We start from the raw sequence: 19822 nt of genomic DNA, 5'->3' as shown, positions 1-19822 counted from the left end.
GATTCCTCCAGATTGCTGATCTGGACCATACACCCTCGGGCTAGCCTATTGCAGAAACCCTTCCCGCTTCATTGCCTTTTCGAGCGCCGTGCCCAGCTCATCCGTCGCCTTCACCAGGGGCAGGCGTACTTCCGAGCTACAGATCCCTTTGATCTCCAGACACTTTTTGATCCCTACCGGATTAGCCTCAACGTACAGCAGATGATCAAAGTCCAGGAAGGAGAACTGCAGGGCCGCCGCCTGCGGGAAACGACCTTCCAGGGCATGCCAGGTCATATCTCTGAACTCACGCGGGAAGGCATTGGCAATAACCGATATTACCCCGTGCCAGCCCACGCTGATCATAGGCGTTACGAGGTTATCGTCACCGGAGAGCAGGAGGAAGTCCTTAGGAGCCCGCCAGGCAATGTCCATATACTGCTCCATCGAAGAGCAGGCGTCTTTCAGACCGATGATATTGGGATGCTTCGCCAGCTCAAGTACCGTGTCGGCCTTCATATTTACGACCGTACGTCCGGGTACGTTGTACAGCAGTACCGGTACGGGTGACGCATCGGCAATGGCTTTAAAGTGAGCGATGATACCCGCCTGCGATGGTTTGTTGTAGTACGGGCACACCGACAGGATGGCGTCAATTCCATCAAAATCAGTATTTTTAATAGTATCCAGTACTACCTGGGTGTTATTGCCACCGCAGCCGTATATGATGGGTAGTCCCTTGGGATTATTCTTTTTGGTAAATTCCAGCAGAGCCTTCTTTTCGTCAGTAGTCGTAGTAGCCGTTTCGCCAGTGGTTCCCTGTACTACCAGGTAGTCTACGCCCTCTTCCGATACAAAATCTATAAGCTTTTTTAACCCGTCGAAATCTATTTGATGGTTACTATCAAAGGGAGTAACCAGGGCCACTCCTACTCCTTTAAAACGTTCGTCCAACGCCATGTCAGATTGTAATTAAAAATGGTATAAGGTTCACAATGGAATGCAAAGGTAAAGAGCTTGCCGAACATTCTCTTTTAGATTTCCAACATTCGCAGGAATTCTTCTTCAGACAGTATGGTCACTCCCAGCTTACGGGCTTTTTCGAGTTTGGAAGGCCCCATATTGTCTCCGGCCAGGAGGAAATTCAGCTTACCCGAAACGCCGCTCAGCACTTTACCACCGTTAGCTTCTATCTTTTGCTTGAGGTCATCCCGTTCAAAATGCTGAAATACCCCGGAAATGACAAAAGTTTTTCCTTCCAGTAAATTACTCTCCACCTCTACCGGCTGGTCGTCCGTCTGCAGGGTAAGCCCCGCTTTTCGGAGCCTTTCGATAAATTCCCGGTTGTCTTCGTCCGCAAAGTACTCCACTACCGTACGGGCAATGCGGTCACCGATTTCGGGTACTGCCAGGAGCTGCTCGTAGGTAGCCCTTTCCAGAGCATCCATGGTTCGGAAGTAGTTGGCTAGTTTCTCGGCTACCGTAGCCCCTACGTACCGGATACCCAGCGCGAACACCAGGTTCTTGAAGGGTGCCGACCTGGAATTTTCGATCCCTTTCAGGATATTCTCTACCGTCTTCTCGCGGAAGCTTATCTTCTTGGTCTTGCCGGTTTCTTCGTTCTCGATAACCTTCTCCAGGCCCAGCAGGCTGTCATAGGTCAGGTCGTACAGGTCGGCTGGGGAGCGCAGCAGATCTTTATCAAACAGCAGCTCGATCTTGCCTTCACCCAGGCTCTCGATATTCATGGCCTTACGGTGGATAAAGTGCTCGATCTTGCCCTTAAGCTGCGGCGGACATATCTTATCGTTGGGACAATAGTGCGCCGCTTCGCCCTCTCTGCGAATCAACTCAGTCCCACATTCGGGACAGTGAGTAGGGAAATGTATAGGCTCGGTACTGAACAGGCCCCGCTTGGTGGTGTCTACACCGGTGATCTTCGGGATAATTTCCCCGCTCTTCTCCACAAATACCGTATCGCCAATGTGCAGGTCCAGGCGCTCGAGTTCGTTGGCGTTGTGCAGCGTCGCGCGTTTGACGTAAGTACCCGACAGGTGTACCCCCCGTACCTTGTCGTAGGGCTTGTCGCGCTCGGCTTCCGACGATAGGTTCGCCACCGGCGTCACAGCTCCCGTACGGCCAACCTGGAAGGCTACGCTCCGTAGTACGGCCGGTTTGTTCTCTGCCTTGTACTTAAAGGCTATAGCCCAGCGGGGGCTCTTGGCGGTACTACCTAACTCTCGGTGCTGGGCGTACGAGTTCAACTTGATCACGATACCATCCGTAGCCAGCGGCAGTTGGAAGCGCTTCTCCTCCCACTCGTGGATATAGTGAAGTACCTCTTCGATGTTCTGACACTTGCGCCAGCCGGGTGACACATTGAAGCCCCACTCTTTCAGCCCCAGCAGGCTATCTTCATGGGATTCGAATATGCCCTCGTCACTCAGGAAGGAGTAAATGTAGCAGTCGAGTGCGCGGCGGGCCGTTTCGCTGGAATCCTGTAATTTGAAAGAGCCCGAGGCCGCATTGCGCGGATTGGCAAAGGGCTGCTCACCGGCGGCCTCTAGGTCCGCATTGAGCTTCTCAAAGGAGCTGTACGGCATAAAGCCCTCGCCCCGTATCTCAAACAAGGGAGGTACCTGATCCGACTTAATGCGCAGCGGCAGTGAGCGGATGGTCTTTATGTTATGGGTGATGTCGTCGCCACGGGTACCGTCGCCGCGCGTGACGCCCCGCTGCAGTACCCCGTTCTCGTAGGTAAAGCTAAGGGAGATACCATCAAACTTGAGTTCACATATATACTCATAGGATTCGCCACCCAGTCCGCGGCGTACCCGATCATCAAAATCACGTAGCTCCTGCTCACTATAGGTATTGTCCAGCGACTGCATCGGAAAGCGGTGGTACACCGTCGGGAATACCTTACTGATGGTACCTCCTATCCGCTGCGTGGGCGAATCATCCCGCTTAAGTTCGGGGTGGGCCTTTTCCAGCAGGATCAGTTCGTGGAGCAACTCATCAAATTCCTGGTCGGTTATTTCGGAGACACTGTCCTGGTAGTACCGGTGGTTGTAATAATTCAGCTTTTCGACCAGTTCGTTAATTTGTTGCTCAGGAGTCATAGGAGTAAAGGCTATTGAATATCAAACGCTTACCGCAGACGAATAAGGCATATAGACTAAAAGAGTGCCTAATTCGTTCGATAATTAACTAATTTGGCCCAAAAATACAGATATTATTCATCAACCAATGTCTTCAATAGCCCCTTCCATACTGGCCGCCGACTTTGCCAATCTTCAGCGGGATATCGAGATGATCAACAGGAGTGAAGCCGATTACATCCATGTGGATATCATGGACGGTATGTTCGTTCCCAACATCTCCTTTGGCATCCCTGTCTGCGAAGCCGCCCACAAACATGCCCAGAAGCCCCTGGACGTACACCTGATGATCGTGGAGCCGGATCGCTACCTGGAAGCATTCCGGAAAGCCGGCGCACACATCATCACGGTCCACTACGAAGCCTGCACGCACCTGCACCGTACCGTACAGCACATTAAAGAACTGGGCGCCCTGCCGGGCGTAGCTCTTAATCCGCACACGCCCGTGGAGCTGCTTACGGACATCCTGCCGGACCTGTCGCTGGTACTGATCATGTCCGTCAATCCCGGCTTCGGAGGGCAGAAGTTCATCGAAAACACCTACCGCAAGATCGCGAAGCTGGACCAGATGCGTAAAGAACAGGGTCTGGACTTTATGATCGAAGTAGACGGAGGTGTGAGTACCCAGAATGCCGCTAGGCTATCACAGGTCGGTACGGATGTACTGGTAGCCGGTAGCTTTGTATTCAATGCCGAAGAACCGCTGGCTACCATTGCCGAGCTGAAGCAGGCTACCCGGGTAGCCTAGTCCGGCCAACCTATTGCCTTGTAATCAACCCTTACTCTCAATATTTACAGCTATGAAAATAAATAGTCAATCCTGTCGGTACCAGGTACTGGCACCTGCTTTACTTACTCACTATTCAAACCTTCACCTACCCTACCTGACAAAGCCCTGCGATACCCTATGAAAGAGTCAATCAGATCTTTGATAGCCGGGCTTTTGTTAGTGATTGTAGTATGTAGTAGTGTAATTGGAGCCAATACCGAAGCTCCCGCGCCTTACCAGTTTCCCCTGAAAGTAGCCGCCAGCCATACCTATCTGGTGGATAAAACCAATCGTGCTTTTTTGCTGATGGGTGACGTATGTCTGCCCCTGCTCAGCAAACTATCCTACGACGAAACCATCACCTACCTGGATACCCGGAAGAGTCAGTCGTTTAATACAGTACTTCTTAACCTTCTTCCTGACCAGGCAGTTGGTACCCTCAAAAACGGCAAGGCCCCCTTCCTGACCAATGATCTCTCGAAGCCCAATCCGGCCTACTACGACTACATCTATAAGGTAGTGCAGGCGGCTCTCAGCCGGAACATTCTGGTCGGGCTGGTTGTAAACTGGCCTGAGGGTAGTTCATCCACATCAGCCCCCTCCGCCTACCAGAAGCTCGGTGAGTATCTGGGTAAGCGCTTTGCCACCTCGACCAATGTAGTCTGGATTGTGGATGAAAACAGCCGGAACCGGAACAACCGGGAGTTTGCACTAGCCCTCAAAAAACTAGCTCCCCGGCATCTTGTAGCTGCCACAATGCCCACCATTACGGGTGGTACGGGCGAAGTAACCGCTGATCAAACTTGGCTTGATTTTGGCTTGATTAATTCGTATTTCGCCAGTCAGAAGGGAACCGCAATCCGTCCGGAGGTACCCAGTACGGAAGTACCCAGTACGGAGGTACCGTATAGCTACCTTGTAGCCCGACATGAAAGTTTGAAAGCCGACCGGAAGCCATTTGTAATGGCCGAACTTTCCACCGATACGTCGGCCGTGGCACCTAGGGTGCTATCGCGTCAGCAGGCGTACTGGTCGCTGATGGAGGGAGGAATGGGCTACTGCTACCGCAGTCAGGTCAGTAACTTTCCCCGAAACTGGAAAAACCGGCTGAAGGAAGAAGGCGTCACGAATATGACCCGCATAACAACCATTGTCAAAGGGTTTCCCTGGTACCTGATGAAGGCCGATACCAGCCTTTCCTTTTTGGTGAATGGACAAACAGTATGGGGCGACTCGAGTTACATTACTTGCAACTACCTGCCCAATCATCGTATGGCGGTCATGTACATCCCGGCTTCGAGGGAACTGGAAGTAGACCTGACCCAACTGGAAGGGGAGTACTTTCGGGCGGTATGGTATAGCCCCCGCACCGGCAAAAGGTGGCTGGGTGGCCACTACCCCACCGGTACCAATCAGAAAATAGCCCCTCCGGCTGAGCAACCCGAGTGGGACTGGATACTATTAATTGGGAACGCACCCAAGTAAATACAGCCATCAGATTTGTTTGTACAGTACCTGTACACGGTTTCGTTTTAATGGAAATGTTGATTCAGAATACAGCTTTTTGTAACGTTTCAAAAGGAATGATCGGATACATACAGAGGTTTACAAAGCTTATTATTCTGTTAGTAGCGCTTCAGAGCAAGGCAATGGCTCAGCAGGTACTGTGGGCCAGTAAGGTACTGGGGTACTCCTCAGAGTACCGGCCGGGCTCGTACGGTCAGGAGTACCGGGCCTCTCAGATCCTGGGTAAGCCCAATAAGCTGCCCGATGTGGGGGACAGCCCCTGCGCCTGGGCTCCATCACTGCCCAACGGAACCGCCGAAGAGTGGATCAAGGTAGGCTTTGATAAAGCCATTCCGCTGCGTCAGGTAGCAATTGCCGAAAACTTCAACCAGGGTGCCATCAGCAGAGTATACGCCTTTGATGCCTCCGCCAAGGAGGTACTGATCTATCAATACACACCTCCTGCCCCTCCCACCAAGGAAGGAGGCCGGGGTAATGCCTCTGCCCCGGCCAGAGAAGTAGGCCGGATGCTAAACATCTTCCCGAAGGATAGTATCTTTTCTGCCAATGCCATTAAGGTAGTACTTCTGCCCAGCCGCGTGAGTGGATACAATCAGATTGATGCCATTGGCATCTCCGATGACGTTGCCCCTATCAAGGCTACCATACGCGTATCACCCGAAGCTCCCAAAGAACTGGTCAAGGAAAACCTGGGCAAGACCATCAACAGCAAAGGGCAGGAAGTAGCACCGGTGATCTCACCCGATGGCAAGACGCTCTATTTTACCCGAAGTAAGTACCCTACCAACATTGGCTCGGCCACTAAGCAGGACGTGTGGGTATCTACCCTGGACAATACTAACAACTGGGGCGAAGCTGTCAATATGAATGCTCCGATCAACAACGCGGGTGATAATGCCATTACGGGCATTTCGCCTGACGGCAAGACGCTGTACCTCATTAATGTGTACCGTCCGGATGGTACAATGGTAACGGGTTTATCCAAATCGCACCGCATCCGCGATGGGTGGAGCTTCCCGAAAGAATGCCGGATCATGAATCACTACAATGAACATAAACAGAACTTCACGGAGTTTGCCTTCTCGCCCAAGGGTAACGTGATGCTACTATCCGTTCAGCGGCGCGATACCGAAGGTAACAAAGACCTGTACGTTTCGTTTCTGCGGCCGGACGATACCTGGTCGGAACCCAAAAACATGGGTAAAGTGATCAATACAGCCGATTACGAGGGCTCCCCTTTCATCGCCTCCGACAACAAGTCCCTGTACTTTACCTCCGCCGGGCAAAGTGGGTATGGCAATGGCGACATATTTGTTTCACGCCGCCTGGATGATACCTGGACCAACTGGTCAGAGCCCGAAAATCTGGGACCTGCCATCAATACGCCCCAGTGGGACGGGTACTTCAACATTCCGGCCGCCGGCGACTATGCCTATTTCAGCTCGATGGAAAATTCACTGGGCGAAGAAGATATTTTCCGCATACGGTTATACCCCGAGATCAAGCCGGAGCCGGTAGCCATCGTATCTGGAAACGTGATAGATTCCGAAACCAACTTCATGGTGAGTTCACAGATCGTCACGGATATCAAGAGTACCAACGAGGAGATCAGCAAGATCCTTTTTGAACCGGAAACGGGAGAATTTAAACTGATACTCCCCCTGAAGGAAACCTACCGGATCACCGCCAGCCGCGAGGGCTTCTTCCCGGTCACCGAAGAAATTGATCTTTCCCGGGAGACCAACTTCCGTACTATCCGCAAGAACCTGGCGCTTATCCCGATCAAGGAAGGACAGCGTATCCGCCTGAACCAGATCATGTTTGCCCAGAGCAGTGCCGATGTGGTCAACTCCTCCTACCCCGAACTGGACAGGATCGTGACCATGATGAAGCAGTACGCCACCATGGAAATCATGCTGGAAGGACATACCGACAACCAGGGTGACTGGCAGAAGAATGTTAAGCTGTCGGAGGATCGGGTTATTGAGGTGAAGAAGTACCTGATTAAGCATGGCATTGACCATAGCCGCATTCAGACCAAAGCCTGGGGGCCGGCCAAGCCCATTGCCAGTAACCTGACCGAACAAACCCGCCAGTGGAACCGCCGGGTGGAGTTCACGATCCTGAAAATATAGCATTGGTGGGCGAAATAAAGTGAAGTTTAGCGATTGCCTGCTACCTTTACCCCCACAAGTGTTTTTATTATATAAAGAAACCTGACTTGATGAAACGTTACCTTGCCTTGTGCCTTATCGTGGCCCTGGGTCTGCTGCTGCGCGTGTATAATCTGGGAGACTATGCCCCCTACGTCGACGAAAAATTCACTTTATTGAATGCTCAGGGAGTCAGTGTAGGCGGAGCAAATCAGCCCGAAATACTCAACAATACCTACTTTACCCCGCAGGACTTCTGGAAACCCAAAAAGCTCGAAGACTTCTTTGGCGCGGTAGCCCGTTCCGACTTCGGTACTCATATTGTCTACAACCTGCTCCTTCACCAGTGGATCAAGGTGTTCGGGCTGTCAGACTTTTACGTTCGTCTGCTCAGTGCTCTGATCAATACTTTGACCATCGTGCTCCTGTTTATGATGGTCAGGCATTTCCTGCGTTCCAACACAGTCGCTCTGTTTGCGGCCCTGTTACTGGCGGTAGAGCCGCTCAACGTAGCCCAAAGCCACATGGCCCGCAGCTACACCCTTTCGTTTTTTCTGGTAGTGGCTGCTTCCTACATCTTTTTGCTACTGCTTAAAGAGCAGCGCAACAACCGCAAGGTACTGTACCTGGTCGTATATACACTACTGGCGTCCATGTCGCTGCTCAACCATTACCTCAACTTCCTGATCCTGGTTTCGCACGCGCTGATCTGTCTGATGTACGAGCGGGGAGCACGTAACTGGATACTGATGAGCATTGCCGGTGTGGTAAGTGGTGGCGTACTGATCTGGTGGCTGACTGCTGGCGGAGGACAATATTCACTGAAATTCCTGGAGGATAAAAACGCGCTGCACTACAAGATAGCTCACATGCCCCAGGACCAGAACCCCCTCCGTGGCATCGTAGATCCGATCAACTTCAAGAGTGTGTCGACCAAGGTAGTAGATATTTTCTACGACATGAACTCTCTGTCCAACGGCCTGTACAACTCGGTCATGGGCATCCGGAATTTCTTTGTCTCGCTGCTGCTCTTTGGTCTGATCCTCTTCATTGCCAACCGGATCAAAAACGCCCGACTGATCCATGCGCTGGGGGCGCTTGTGCCGGCGGTGGCTATGTTCTTTCTGTACACCGGCTCCAAGCTGGATCTGTTCCTGGTCCTGTTTTCGTACTATATCCTGCTACTCTTTATACGCTGGTTGAAAGATCGCTACCACAATCTGGAAAGCAGTGCTCTAAAGATGGTGATGCTAGCCGTGCTGATGTACATACTCCCAATGGCCTACATTATTTTTGACGCACTTAAATCAGGACATACTACCAGTCTGTCGCAGCGGTACATCGGTATGAGTATTCCGTTTGTGATTATTATCTATGCCATTGGTCTGCGGGAGGCCTTCCGAAAAGGTATGGTGGTACAGGTACTGACGGTCTGCTTCCTGCTGCTGCAAGGGTACCACCTGCTACGGACCAACGTGAACATCGTGCGGGATACATCACCCAAGTACACCTACTTCGGCAAGCCACGTATGCCTAACCCTTACCACCTGACGGCTGACCGAATCACAAAATTATACAGCGAAGGAGATACGGTACTAATACCTTCCCAGAACAGCAGTCTGTACTCGGGAGTCGTGGGAGAAGAGCGTACGAAGGGTATTACGGATGCGCAGTACATTAATCTGTACCTGCCTAAAGACGCCCGGATCATCCAGCGGATTGATATGGACGAGCCGGATAAGGTGTTCATCAAACATAAGAATGGCAGCCGTACCCTGATCTTTGATTTCAAGGGGTTAACCTACCGGTACTGACCTGTATATAACCTATACGAATTACCGGTCGGTAAGACGGCCGGTGGTTCGTAAGGTATTTTAATAAATTCTTGCTTCCTTTGCGATGATTCCTGAAAAAGTTCAATCAACGAAATAGGAAGTCGCTGAAAGATTTTGGCAACAACTTCCCCATTTTTGGAGTTGAGCACTATGGAATCCTTATTCCACCCTACTACCACAATAGTAAACTACCTATGATGTCCACAGTAGCGAATACACTACCATACTCTCGGAAAGAAATCAAGCTGAACGTACTGCTCACACCTGCCATCGCATTCTTTCATAAAGTCGTAGTTTTTCTGGGCTAACCTGTATGTATCCTCCTGAATACGCCACTCGTATACCCCATGATACATCCAGACCTCTCCTGGTACAGCGGACTGTAGCTGGTTCTGATCCATCTTTAGTCCTACTATATAAGACAGGTTATTATTCAATACTGCCTCTATTCTAACGATCACTGAAACCACGTATGCCTCGTAAGGCTCTACATATATTTGTTTTTTTAGCCATTCTGGTACCCATCTTTGTCTACTTCTGGGTATTCGACTTTTACGCCGTTAACATTCCGAAGTGGGATGATCATACCCTCAAGGAATTTCTACTAAAATATTCACAGGCTACTACCTGGAGCGAGCGCTGGGCGGCCCTGGCCAAGCAGCACAACGAGCACCGCATCATGCTGACCCGGCTGGTGGCACTGGTCGACTTCCAGATCTTCGGAGCGCTCAACTACGTGCACCTGATGCTGGTCGGAAACATCATGCTGCTGGGCGTAATCCTGCTGTGCTGGCTGATCCTGCGTGCCAACAATAAGCCTTTTTATACTCTACTGCCCATTCCGTTTATCTGGCTCACCCTGGCCTCCTGGGAGAACATGTACTGGGGCATGGCCGCTATCCAGAACTTCGGGGTGGTGGTGCTGGTACTTTGGGTACTTTATCTGAGCGTAGCTCCTCAGTTTGGGTACTTTATCGTGTCGATCATCCTGCTGGGCGTTACCGTCGTTACCAGTGGCAACGGTTTACTGGTACTGCCAATCGGAGCCGTGATTCTGTTCCTGGCTAAGAAGGGCAGCCGGTTTGGCATCTGGCTGGTCATGAGCGGAGTGTATGCCTACCTGTACTTCCATACGTACACTACTCCCGACTCCAACACTACCCACCACGCCAGTTTGCTGGATATGGTGAAAGGGTACATGGCGTTCCTGGGTTCGTTTGCGGAGGCGTTTCCGGTCCAGGATCACCTGCAGATCTGCATCATCATGGGCGTGGTACTGTTTCTGGTGGCTGTTTCGATCATCTCCACCAACCTCTTCCGGATCCTGCTGGGGCATTACGAGTACCAGGCTGCCCGTACAACAGATCTTATCTGCCTGGGTACGCTACTGTTCATCCTAGGTACTGCTGCCATCGTAGTATACTCCCGTGCTGACCTGGGGGTTGGTCCACTGATCACGAGCCGGTACAAGATCTATTCGTTCCTGCTGCTGATCATTGGGTACCTTTACGTAGTCATCCCGATTCGGGGAAGCTTCCTTTCGCCTTACGTATCGGGTATCGTATTCCTGACGGTACTGTACAATATATTCAGCTACCACTACCATCTGGTAGATGCTTTTAACCTGAGAAAGCAATTGGTTACGATGCAGTTTAATAATACAATCTTAACCAAAAATCTGCGGCCGGATAAGGACACCTCATTTGTGGCTAATCTGGTAGCAGACACACCGGTATTTTATGAGAAGTGGCTGCACATGGTTCCGGTAGCGTCGCGGCAGCAATTTGCCGGTACTACCCGAGGCTTGGTAGAGTTGTACAACCAGACCACCATACAACCCACTAACGATGCCATTCAGGTCAGGAATGAGCAGTATACAAGTCAGCTGTTACAGGATAGTGGCGTATATATTCTTCTCAGCTCCAAAAACCGGTATTATCTTTACCCCGCCTACAGAACCCGAAATACCAACCGGAAGCAGCTATTTTTGAAACAGCATTACTTTGCATCCGGCTTTGGTGTAGATATTCCCTTTGGTGAAATTGAGGCAGGACGGTACGCAGTGGGATTGGTTAGACAGCAGGGGGAACGGGTAGGAATCTATTTTGGCAAAGATTCAATAACAACAAAAGCAGTAGAACAAGAAATTATCCGAAAGAATTGGTAAGTCCTGATATGCGTACAGTTTCAAATGGTTATCTTATTCAATTAGACGGACTCCGATTCGTAGCAGTTGCCCTCGTATTGGTGGATCACTGGCTGGCTGCCATCAACAAGATTCCCCTGGGGCCGCTCGGAGTTACCCTCTTCTTTGTATTGAGCGGCTTTCTGATCACCCGGATCCTGCTGGTCAGTAAGGAAAAAACGGCCGGTAAGGAAGGAGGTCTGGGTAGTTACCTTAGGAAGTTCTTCATCCGGCGTACCCTCCGGATCTTTCCGGTATACTACCTGTCGATCTTTGTTCTGTACGTACTCAACGTACCGCCCGTCCGCGAAACAATCTGGTGGTGTGTCCTGTACGCAACCAATATCTATGTGGCCGTCAACCAGCGCTGGTTGGGGGTAATTGATCATTTCTGGTCGCTGGCCGTGGAAGAGCAGTTTTACATTTTCTTCCCGTTCGTGATCTTCTTCCTGCCCCGCAAGTGGCTGGTGCCCTTCCTGATCTTCATGACGGTACTCAGCGTGGCACTGCGTGCTTACTTTTACTACCAGGGCTACGAGTGGGTCGTTAACTACGTATCCATGCCTACCTGTCTGGACTCGTTTGCCATGGGAGGCTTTATGGCCTGGCTACAGCTCTACCGCGTCGAAACGTTTAAAAAGGTATTTAGCAAAACAATCTGGATCTGGTTGGGTTTGGCTTCTTGGGTATTGGTAGTAACCTGGTCCAAGACCAACGCGGATATCAATGACCCGCGTACGATTCACAATGTAGCCAATGATGTATGGGAGCGCTTTTTCGGCTCAATCTTTTGTTTTTTCCTGATTGGCAAGTCAGTACTGGGTTTCGAAGGAGGTATGAGGTGGTTTCTGGAAAATCCGGTCAGCAACTACCTGGGCAAGATCAGCTATGGTCTGTACGTATACCACAACTTCGTGTACAACCACTTCCATAGCTCGCCTAATCATCCTACGATCCGCCTGTTGAATAAAATATACCAGTACCTGCCGGCGCTGAATGGTAATATGGTATTTGAACTTGTACTGTTTTTTGCACTGACAACCTTAGTGGCGTCACTATCATGGCACTTTATCGAAAAGCCCATAAATAACCTTAAGGATCGTTATGCGTACTAAAATATAGATACAATAGGTGCTGTTATGCGCTATTTACTTAATTTTGAACAACTCAAACAAACTTCACATTAATGGCTTATTTACTGAGCATTGTAATGCCCGCCTACAACGAACAGGATTGTATCGAAAAAGTGGTGGAAAACTGGACTGATTTCCTAAGAAATAGATTCCCTAATGATAAAACTACCCTTATCGTTATCAACGATGGCTCCAAAGACAAGACCGGAGAACTGCTGGATAAGATAAAGGTAAACAATCCACTTCTGACCGTAGTACACCAGAAAAACGGAGGCCATGGTAATGCCGTAGTAAACGGGTACCGCAAATCCCTTGAGCTCAATTCGGAGTATGTATTCCAGACCGATAGTGATGACCAGTTTGAGACGGGCGATTTTGACAAGCTCTGGGCTAAGCGCAACCAGTCCGAATTTATCCTGGGTTACCGCGAAGTACGCCACGATGCGTCGGTACGCCTTTTTATCACCAAAGTACTTCGGGGTACCATTTCAGCGGTGTACGGAACGTATATCTTGGACAGTAATATTCCATTCCGTCTGATCAAGGGTTCGTTCCTGCGTAAGCTCATGGCGCAGCTACCCGATCCGGAGCCATTTGCCCCTAATATCTTCCTGGCGGTTATGGCCAAGAAAGCCGGACAGGAAGTATTCAATATACCCATTACGCACAAAGACCGCGCAACTGGTACCGTATCCATCGTGAAGTGGAACCTGTGGAAGGTGTGTATCCGCTCCTTTAACGAGTTGCTGCGTTTCCGTATGGACCTGAATGATAAAGTGAGAGCGATTCGATCAACTACCTGATAACTGTGCGGAGGAAATATACGTTAGCCTTACTGATTGTACTGGTACTGGCCGTGGCCGGCTATCTTGGGTTCAGAGGCTGGGGGCGCTCCGAAGCCGCCTGGACGTTGATTCCTTCCAATACGTTAGCCGTTATCAGCAGTAACAAGCTGCAGGACTCGGTATATGTAGCCACCGACGCTCAGATCAACCTGAAGAACCTGCCCATTATAGATGCCGCCAGCGAAAACCTGGGGGTACTTAACTGGTTTACGCCCGATGCGTCCCAGGTAGCGGTATTTCTTCACAATAAAACTATTACCTACTCCTACCACCCTCGTTCGGGGGCGGGAGCTGGTATTATTATGTACATCCCTATTGCCAACGACCAGGAAAGGCAGTGGCTGGCCTCACCGCGGCGCTCGGATATCAGGGTACTGCACCATACGTTTCAGAACCAGGAGATCACGGATATCAACGATACCCGTTCACGCAACCTGTTTTCTTACCTGGTCAAGGACGACTACCTGATCATTAGCCGGTACGGTGACCTTATTGAAGATGTAATCCGTAAGTCGTCATCCAAGCTGCAGGGGTTTCTGCTGCAGTCGCAGTTTGAGTACGCCAATGACGCCGACTATGGGTTTAGCCTGTACGTCAAAAAAGGAGCCTGGCAGAATCTGCTGCTCAAGTCGGCCTACCCGGTCAATCTGATCGAGTTTGCGAAGCTGTTCCCCGGCCTGCAGGACTACCACCTGATCCAGCCGGAGAAGAGCAAAGTAATAGCCTTCGAGTCGATGGGGTGTGATCCCGAAGACAACTACCTGACGTCCTGGATTGCGGGGCAGGATGGGATGCCATTCAGTCACCACGGACACATATCGCAGCAGACCTCCTACCTGTACCGGATCGCAAGTAAAGACCGGGAAGCTTTTAAGGAAAAGTACCTGGCCTGGAACCAGACCAACACGTCAGAAGCACGCGCCAAGCTGAACTACTACATTGGCAGCGAGAGTAACCGACTAACCGAAAACACCGGCTCCGAGTTGATCCTCTGCCAGCTGGAGGAAAGCAACAGCATCAGTGACGGAAAGGTACTCCTGGTGGAGCTATCCAACTACGATAAGATCCGGCCCCTGCTGTCGCGGCTGGCCCGGCTCTCCACCCCGGAGACTGGAGTATCACTTGATCAATTTCAGGGGTATGACCTTTTCTCGGTGGCTGTACCGGAACTACCGGCGGGCCTGTATGGTCCCCTTTTCAGCGGATTTGCCCGTTCTTACATTACCTACGTGGCCCCGTACCTGGTACTCAGCAACAATAGCCAGGCGCTCCGCAACTACATAGTAGATTACGAAAACCAGCTCACCTGGAAGCAGTCTCCTGACTACGACAGCCTGCTCACCGACCAGTCGTCGGTAGCGCAGCTGGCACTGGTCGTCAATGTAAGGAAGGCAGAGTCGGGTGTATCCAGCGCTGCCCCGGGGTTGCACAGTGACCTTTCTCTTAAGATGGAAAGCATGGTGTACGAGTGCCGCTTCGACGGCTCCAAGGCGTATCCCAAGCTGGCGCTGGTCCCCAAAAAGCAACGTACCCCCAGCAAGGTACTGAACCGTACGTTTCTGAATACGGATATTCAGTGGCCCCAACTATACGATCAGGAACTAGCCACCCTTCAGAACCCCGAGGACGGCAGCCCCGAAATCCTGCTTACGGACAAGACGAATACGCTGTTCAAGATCAATGACATTAAAGAAGGTAAGGTAATTCCCCTGACCCGACTGGACGGCCCGCTGTCGACCACTTCCTATAAGGTTGACTTCCTGAATATCGGGCGTCAGCAGCGCATCATAGCTACCCCGCACCGTGTATACGCCATTGATGAAGATGAAAAAGGTATCGTAACGCCCTTGTCCACTACACTACTTGACGGGCAGTCAATAAATGCCCTGTACCGGGTGGATGGAGGTACCGAAGGCAGTAGTCGCTTCGTGCTCAAGACCCCTGCTTCGGACCTTTTTGTGTGGGATCGGGCAGGTACCTCACCCAGGCGGATCAATCGGTTCATCAAACTGGAAGATATTCAAAGCCCGGTAGTAGCCCTGAATCAGCTGGGTAACAAGCACTTTATCGTTACGCAGCGCAACGGCAAGATCTACCTTTTTAAAGAAGACGGCATGGTGAAGCAGGGCTTCCCGGCCGATATCCTGACGCGTACCGAAAGTCCGTTTGCCTGGTCACAAAACCCGGCCACCAACCAGCCTGAACTGGTAGGAGTAAGTGCTCTCGGAGAGCTGATCTATATTGATATGGCGGGTAAAATCACTTCCCGAAAGCAGTTACTTCGTCCCGAGTCATCAACCCGTTTTAAGCTACTCTTCGACAAAAACTCGCTGGACTGGCTGATTATTCGCGCTTCGGATACCCGGATGGCCATTCTTAACAAAGAAGGGGAAGAACTATTTGAGGTAAAGAACCTGCAACGCGGCTCTGCCATTCAGTACCACTTTTTTGGAGTAGATAATCGTTTTATATCTGTTCAATCGGGCGGGTTTACCTCCGTGTTTGACCTGTCGGGGCGCCGTCTGGGCGATAAGCCCATTCCATCCGACCAGCCAGTAGGTATTACGTACCAGCCAGCCTTTTATAAATTATTTGTATTTAGCCGCTCGGGCACCAAAATTCAGACTTGGTCTATAAAGCTTAGATAAAGAGTATGAAATTTCTTCGCTATTTAGTTCTTACCTTATTCGGGTTCTTCTGGCTAGCCGGATGCAGCCGTACCATTATGCAGCAGCTGGCCCAGGTAGAGGTACTACCCGACGACTACCGCTACGGCGACCTGTACCGGCTCTCCAACCTTCCGCAGTTCAGGGACCAGCGACAGGACTGTCGGGAGTATACGCCACCTACCAAACCTGCCGACAAAAAGATTCACTTGTACATCATTGGCGATAGCTTTACCGAAGCGCAGCGGGTCGGTAAGCAGGACTTCCCGGTGGATAGCTACCAGTATGTACACTGGGCCGACATTCTGCATGTAAAGCTGGATACTACGGCTACCAATATACTCCTGCTCGAGTCGGTAGAGCGGCACTTCCGCGAACACCTGGCCACAGCCCCGATCACCAGTCTGGTACCTGACAGCGCTACCTACAAGGTAGTACCACAAGACCCACGGCTCATGGGCCAGATAGACAATATGTTTTCGTCAGTACAGACCGAAGACCGGCTCGAACTACTGCTCTTTCAGTACGATCCTATCCTGGCTCTCAAAGAGCTCAAAGCGAGCTTTAACTACCGCTTTTTTGACCGCGCCAATGATAAGGTAACCGTCTCGGAAGATGGCAGGCACGTAGTCTATTACCTGGATACCGATACCACCAGCATTACATCTTCCTACGCACACATCCGGAACATCCAGGTAGATACTTTGGTACATAACATTACGGAAAGTACCCGCCACTTTAAGGACATGGGCTTTGACCACGTAGTACTGTCGATCATCCCCAACAAGAGCTCCGTACTGATCCCCCATTTTTATAACTACAACCGCCTGATCGAGCGGGTCTACAACCATCCGGCCTTACCGATCCCTTACGTGGATGTACTGGAAGATTTTAGAAAGATCAAAGAAAAGTCGTACCTGGTGGGCGACTCACACTGGACCTGCCAGGGGCAGTACCTATGGCTTGAAAAAGTAAATAAGCTGATTCTGGAGCTGGTCAATACTCCTTCCGCCTCACCCAGGCCTGCCAACAAGATAACAAGTATCTAAGTAAGGTCAGGCTACTCCACAGGTACGGTAGCCGCCAGTACTATACCCTGGATATTCTGGTTCAGCTGGCGCATCCGGTAGATACGCTCCTTAGGGTCATCCTGACGCTGATCTACCGGACAGGGTACTTCCAGGGCCTGGCTTTCCACGTCATACCCCAGCCGGTGGGCCAGACAGAACACATAAGGACGCCACCCCCAGCCTATTTCTTTTTCCAGCGGGGCCAGGTACGGTACAAGCTTCCGGTTGAACAGGAAAGGCCCGTAGGTATAATCGAAGAGCTTGGTTGTAATCTCGGCGCAGCAGCGGTTAATGGTAGTTTCGGTATGCTGCTGAAACGCCGGAAAAGTAGCGAAAGCATCCTGCGAGCGACTAGCCAGCACTACCCCCACCTGATCCGAGTCGGGTGCCTTATCAATAAAATCCTGTAAAGAAGTACAGAAAAACTCGGCCTTATCGGGCTCAGTATATAGTACAAATGGTACCGAGTCTGCCATAGCACTGAGGCTTTGCCTTACCTGCGGCCATACACCAGGCTCGTCGGCCCGCTGTACTGTGAAGTGGGAGAAACCTGACAAGTAGGCGAGAAACTCTTCCCCGGAGCCTCCGTCAGTAATATATACCGGAACGTCCAGTTCGGCCAGGTGCTGCATAGCCTCCCGCATCAGTTGCTCCTCCTGAGCATCCCGTACCCAGGTCATGGTAGCAACTGCCAGATAGTTTTTATTCATAAATATGCGAAGTGGATTGACGTCGGATCAGCCAATGTAACTTTATGCTCCCTATAAAGTAGATACACTAAGGAGTGCAGCAATATAAGAAGGCAGGGTTAAATCCTAAAGAAAATACTCTTCAGATCACCTGGATAGCTGCTATTAGTTGTCGTTATTCCTATTATGCGGCCATGGGAGTACTTGGGGTGAAGTTATTTCCAGGCAATCAGAGTCCATTTCGTTCATCTCCCTGCTTATATACCCGAAATTATCTTTTTCATCGGCGCAGCCCTTTGTTTTTACTTCCTCTTTTATCCACACCACCTCAAACACCGGGTCTTCATGAACAGGTACATCCAGTAACTCAGCGACATGCCTAATTTCATCAATGACCTTATCAAGAGTCTTTTTCGGCCTACTCACGATTAGGTTGTGGTTTATTTCACATCTACCTATGATCTTCCCACCAGTGCGCTCTAATTCCAATCGGTACATTTCAAACATGATTATCTTGGCATCTTACCTGTATAACCAGCAATAACACTATTTGTTTGACTATAAGTACAATACAATTAGCTAACGGTATATTTACTGGCAAAGGTAGTCGAAGTACCACATCTTACACCATTTGATGCTCCCGAAAATGCCCCTCACGAGGGTAGCATTCAAAAAGCTTCTAACACTGGCAAAGGTTATGGAGTTTATAAAAGACACAGGTACAAGAGGCCCCGGTATCTTTGAGGCTAAAAACATATACATCCATGAAAATCACAAAAACATACGACTGGCAGGGAGAAGACTTCCGCTATGATGCGGAGTGTGAGCACTGCGGACATGTACTAGCTAACCAGCCGGGAAAGGATGATTATCATTTCTACAATCAGGCAGTACCTGCCATGGAATGCCCCAACTGTCACCAAAGCTCAACCTTACAGTCTTCGGAGGAGCCACTCCCGCCCATTGCGCCGGAGCACGATCCGAATATTACAAAGTAGGTTATAATATAAATAGTTCAGGTACCCTGTAAGCCTGTCTGACGCATATTGTTCACAACACTTTTAATCACTAAAATAGAAGACCCTATGGCAAAGTTAGTTCATCACAAACATCAGAGTAATATTGTAAACCTCGACCAGGTAGACTTTATCCATCTTTCGAAAGGTGAAGGTGGGGGCGGTACTATTCACTTTATCAAGCTTATCCCGATAGGAGATCATATCCATCAAACTCCTATTGCTTCGTGGCAATTCAATGAAGTAATAGAAGCCGAAAAGCTATTGGATGATCTGGTTAAAACCTATGGTATCACATACCCAAGTTCCATAGATACATTTATTGAAAAGCTGCACACGCCTGACCCACTCAAAGGACAAGCTCATAATCATTAGTCAGAGAATTGACAATGACTGCTCTCCATAATATAGTCTCGGGGCTTGCCTACTTTATTACTGACCAGGACCAGTGTTTATGTTGATACAAAGAAGAAACTAAATAAACCAAATCATGACAAATTTTATAAAGCTCAACGATGCGACACCTGTGGTCAATCTCGATCAGGTTGAATCCATCACCCTCTATGTGAGCCCTAATGATGGCACGCACAGTATCCTCTTCAACAAGACACTGACAGCCAATACTACCTTCGACCATTTTCCGATTGCAACCTGGAAATTTATTGATGAAGCAGAGTGTAACTATGTGTACGGATGGCTGGTACGTGAATATGGAAAACAAGTACCTGAATACACTGGCGGCACCGGAGGAGGTCCAGGTCTGTTGTAATTATTAGTAGCGACAATATGAGAAG

General features: G+C 50.2%; 16 protein-coding genes. 12 read left to right on the top strand and 4 right to left on the bottom strand.

Annotated features, from left to right (window positions below; all coding sequences use genetic code 11):
* Window positions 1-45: 45 nt before the first annotated feature.
* On the bottom strand, window positions 46-939 hold the full coding sequence (dapA, locus tag JTN23_RS11925) for a 4-hydroxy-tetrahydrodipicolinate synthase (RefSeq protein ID WP_247235055.1): 894 nt from the start codon (window positions 937-939) through the stop codon (window positions 46-48).
* A gap of 74 nt (window positions 940-1013) precedes the next feature.
* A complete protein-coding gene (gene ligA, locus JTN23_RS11920) occupies window positions 1014-3101 on the bottom strand; it encodes an NAD-dependent DNA ligase LigA (RefSeq protein ID WP_247235054.1) in 2088 nt (695 codons plus the stop codon).
* A gap of 127 nt (window positions 3102-3228) precedes the next feature.
* On the opposite strand from ligA, the gene rpe reads away from it, so the two are divergent.
* From rpe to JTN23_RS11875, 9 genes are all read left to right on the top strand, one after another.
* Entirely contained in the window at window positions 3229-3888 is a 660-nt protein-coding gene (rpe, locus tag JTN23_RS11915; protein ID WP_247235053.1) for a ribulose-phosphate 3-epimerase, read from the top strand.
* A gap of 159 nt (window positions 3889-4047) precedes the next feature.
* Complete coding sequence (locus JTN23_RS11910) at window positions 4048-5394, top strand: apiosidase-like domain-containing protein (protein ID WP_247235052.1); 1347 nt, start codon at window positions 4048-4050, stop codon at window positions 5392-5394.
* A 98-nt stretch (window positions 5395-5492) separates the two neighbouring features.
* Window positions 5493-7571, top strand: coding sequence for an OmpA family protein (locus tag JTN23_RS11905; protein ID WP_247235051.1), 2079 nt, complete (start codon window positions 5493-5495; stop codon window positions 7569-7571).
* 89 nt (window positions 7572-7660) lie between these two features.
* A complete protein-coding gene (locus tag JTN23_RS11900; protein WP_247235050.1) occupies window positions 7661-9403 on the top strand; it encodes a glycosyltransferase family 39 protein in 1743 nt (580 codons plus the stop codon).
* Window positions 9404-9896: 493 nt separating this feature from the next.
* Window positions 9897-11591 carry a hypothetical protein gene (locus tag JTN23_RS11895; protein WP_247235049.1) on the top strand — a complete coding sequence of 565 codons (1695 nt, stop codon included), beginning with the start codon at window positions 9897-9899 and terminating at the stop codon, window positions 11589-11591.
* 8 nt (window positions 11592-11599) lie between these two features.
* Window positions 11600-12724, top strand: a complete 1125-nt coding sequence (locus JTN23_RS11890; protein ID WP_247235048.1) for an acyltransferase family protein — start codon at window positions 11600-11602, stop codon at window positions 12722-12724.
* A 71-nt stretch (window positions 12725-12795) separates the two neighbouring features.
* A complete protein-coding gene (locus JTN23_RS11885) occupies window positions 12796-13545 on the top strand; it encodes a glycosyltransferase family 2 protein (RefSeq protein WP_247235047.1) in 750 nt (249 codons plus the stop codon).
* A gap of 5 nt (window positions 13546-13550) precedes the next feature.
* Window positions 13551-16235, top strand: a complete 2685-nt coding sequence (locus tag JTN23_RS11880) for a hypothetical protein (RefSeq protein WP_247235046.1) — start codon at window positions 13551-13553, stop codon at window positions 16233-16235.
* 5 nt (window positions 16236-16240) lie between these two features.
* Window positions 16241-17302, top strand: coding sequence for a hypothetical protein (locus JTN23_RS11875; RefSeq protein ID WP_247235045.1), 1062 nt, complete (start codon window positions 16241-16243; stop codon window positions 17300-17302).
* 11 nt (window positions 17303-17313) lie between these two features.
* Here JTN23_RS11875 and JTN23_RS11870 read toward each other — a convergent pair whose 3' ends face one another.
* A complete protein-coding gene (locus JTN23_RS11870) occupies window positions 17314-18033 on the bottom strand; it encodes a hypothetical protein (RefSeq protein WP_247235044.1) in 720 nt (239 codons plus the stop codon).
* Between the two features lie 144 nt (window positions 18034-18177).
* Window positions 18178-18519, bottom strand: a complete 342-nt coding sequence (locus tag JTN23_RS11865; protein ID WP_247235043.1) for a hypothetical protein — start codon at window positions 18517-18519, stop codon at window positions 18178-18180.
* 257 nt (window positions 18520-18776) lie between these two features.
* Between JTN23_RS11865 and JTN23_RS11860 the strand changes: the two genes are divergently transcribed.
* The 3 genes from JTN23_RS11860 (at window position 18777) to JTN23_RS11850 (ending at window position 19797) form a co-directional block, all read left to right on the top strand.
* The gene (locus JTN23_RS11860) at window positions 18777-19010 is read left to right on the top strand and encodes a hypothetical protein (RefSeq protein WP_247235042.1); all 234 of its coding nucleotides are present in this window, start codon (window positions 18777-18779) and stop codon (window positions 19008-19010) included.
* Window positions 19011-19097: 87 nt separating this feature from the next.
* Window positions 19098-19403 carry a hypothetical protein gene (locus JTN23_RS11855; protein WP_247235041.1) on the top strand — a complete coding sequence of 102 codons (306 nt, stop codon included), beginning with the start codon at window positions 19098-19100 and terminating at the stop codon, window positions 19401-19403.
* Window positions 19404-19518: 115 nt separating this feature from the next.
* Window positions 19519-19797 (top strand): hypothetical protein, encoded by a 279-nt coding sequence (locus JTN23_RS11850; RefSeq protein ID WP_247235040.1) that lies wholly within the window; start codon window positions 19519-19521, stop codon window positions 19795-19797.
* Window positions 19798-19822: the final 25 nt, after the last annotated feature.

This window comes from Telluribacter roseus (assembly GCF_017355915.2).
Taxonomy (GTDB): Bacteria; Bacteroidota; Bacteroidia; order Cytophagales; family Spirosomataceae; genus Telluribacter.
The sequence above is the reverse complement of the archived record's forward strand: the minus strand, read 5'-3'. Positions and strand labels throughout refer to the sequence as shown.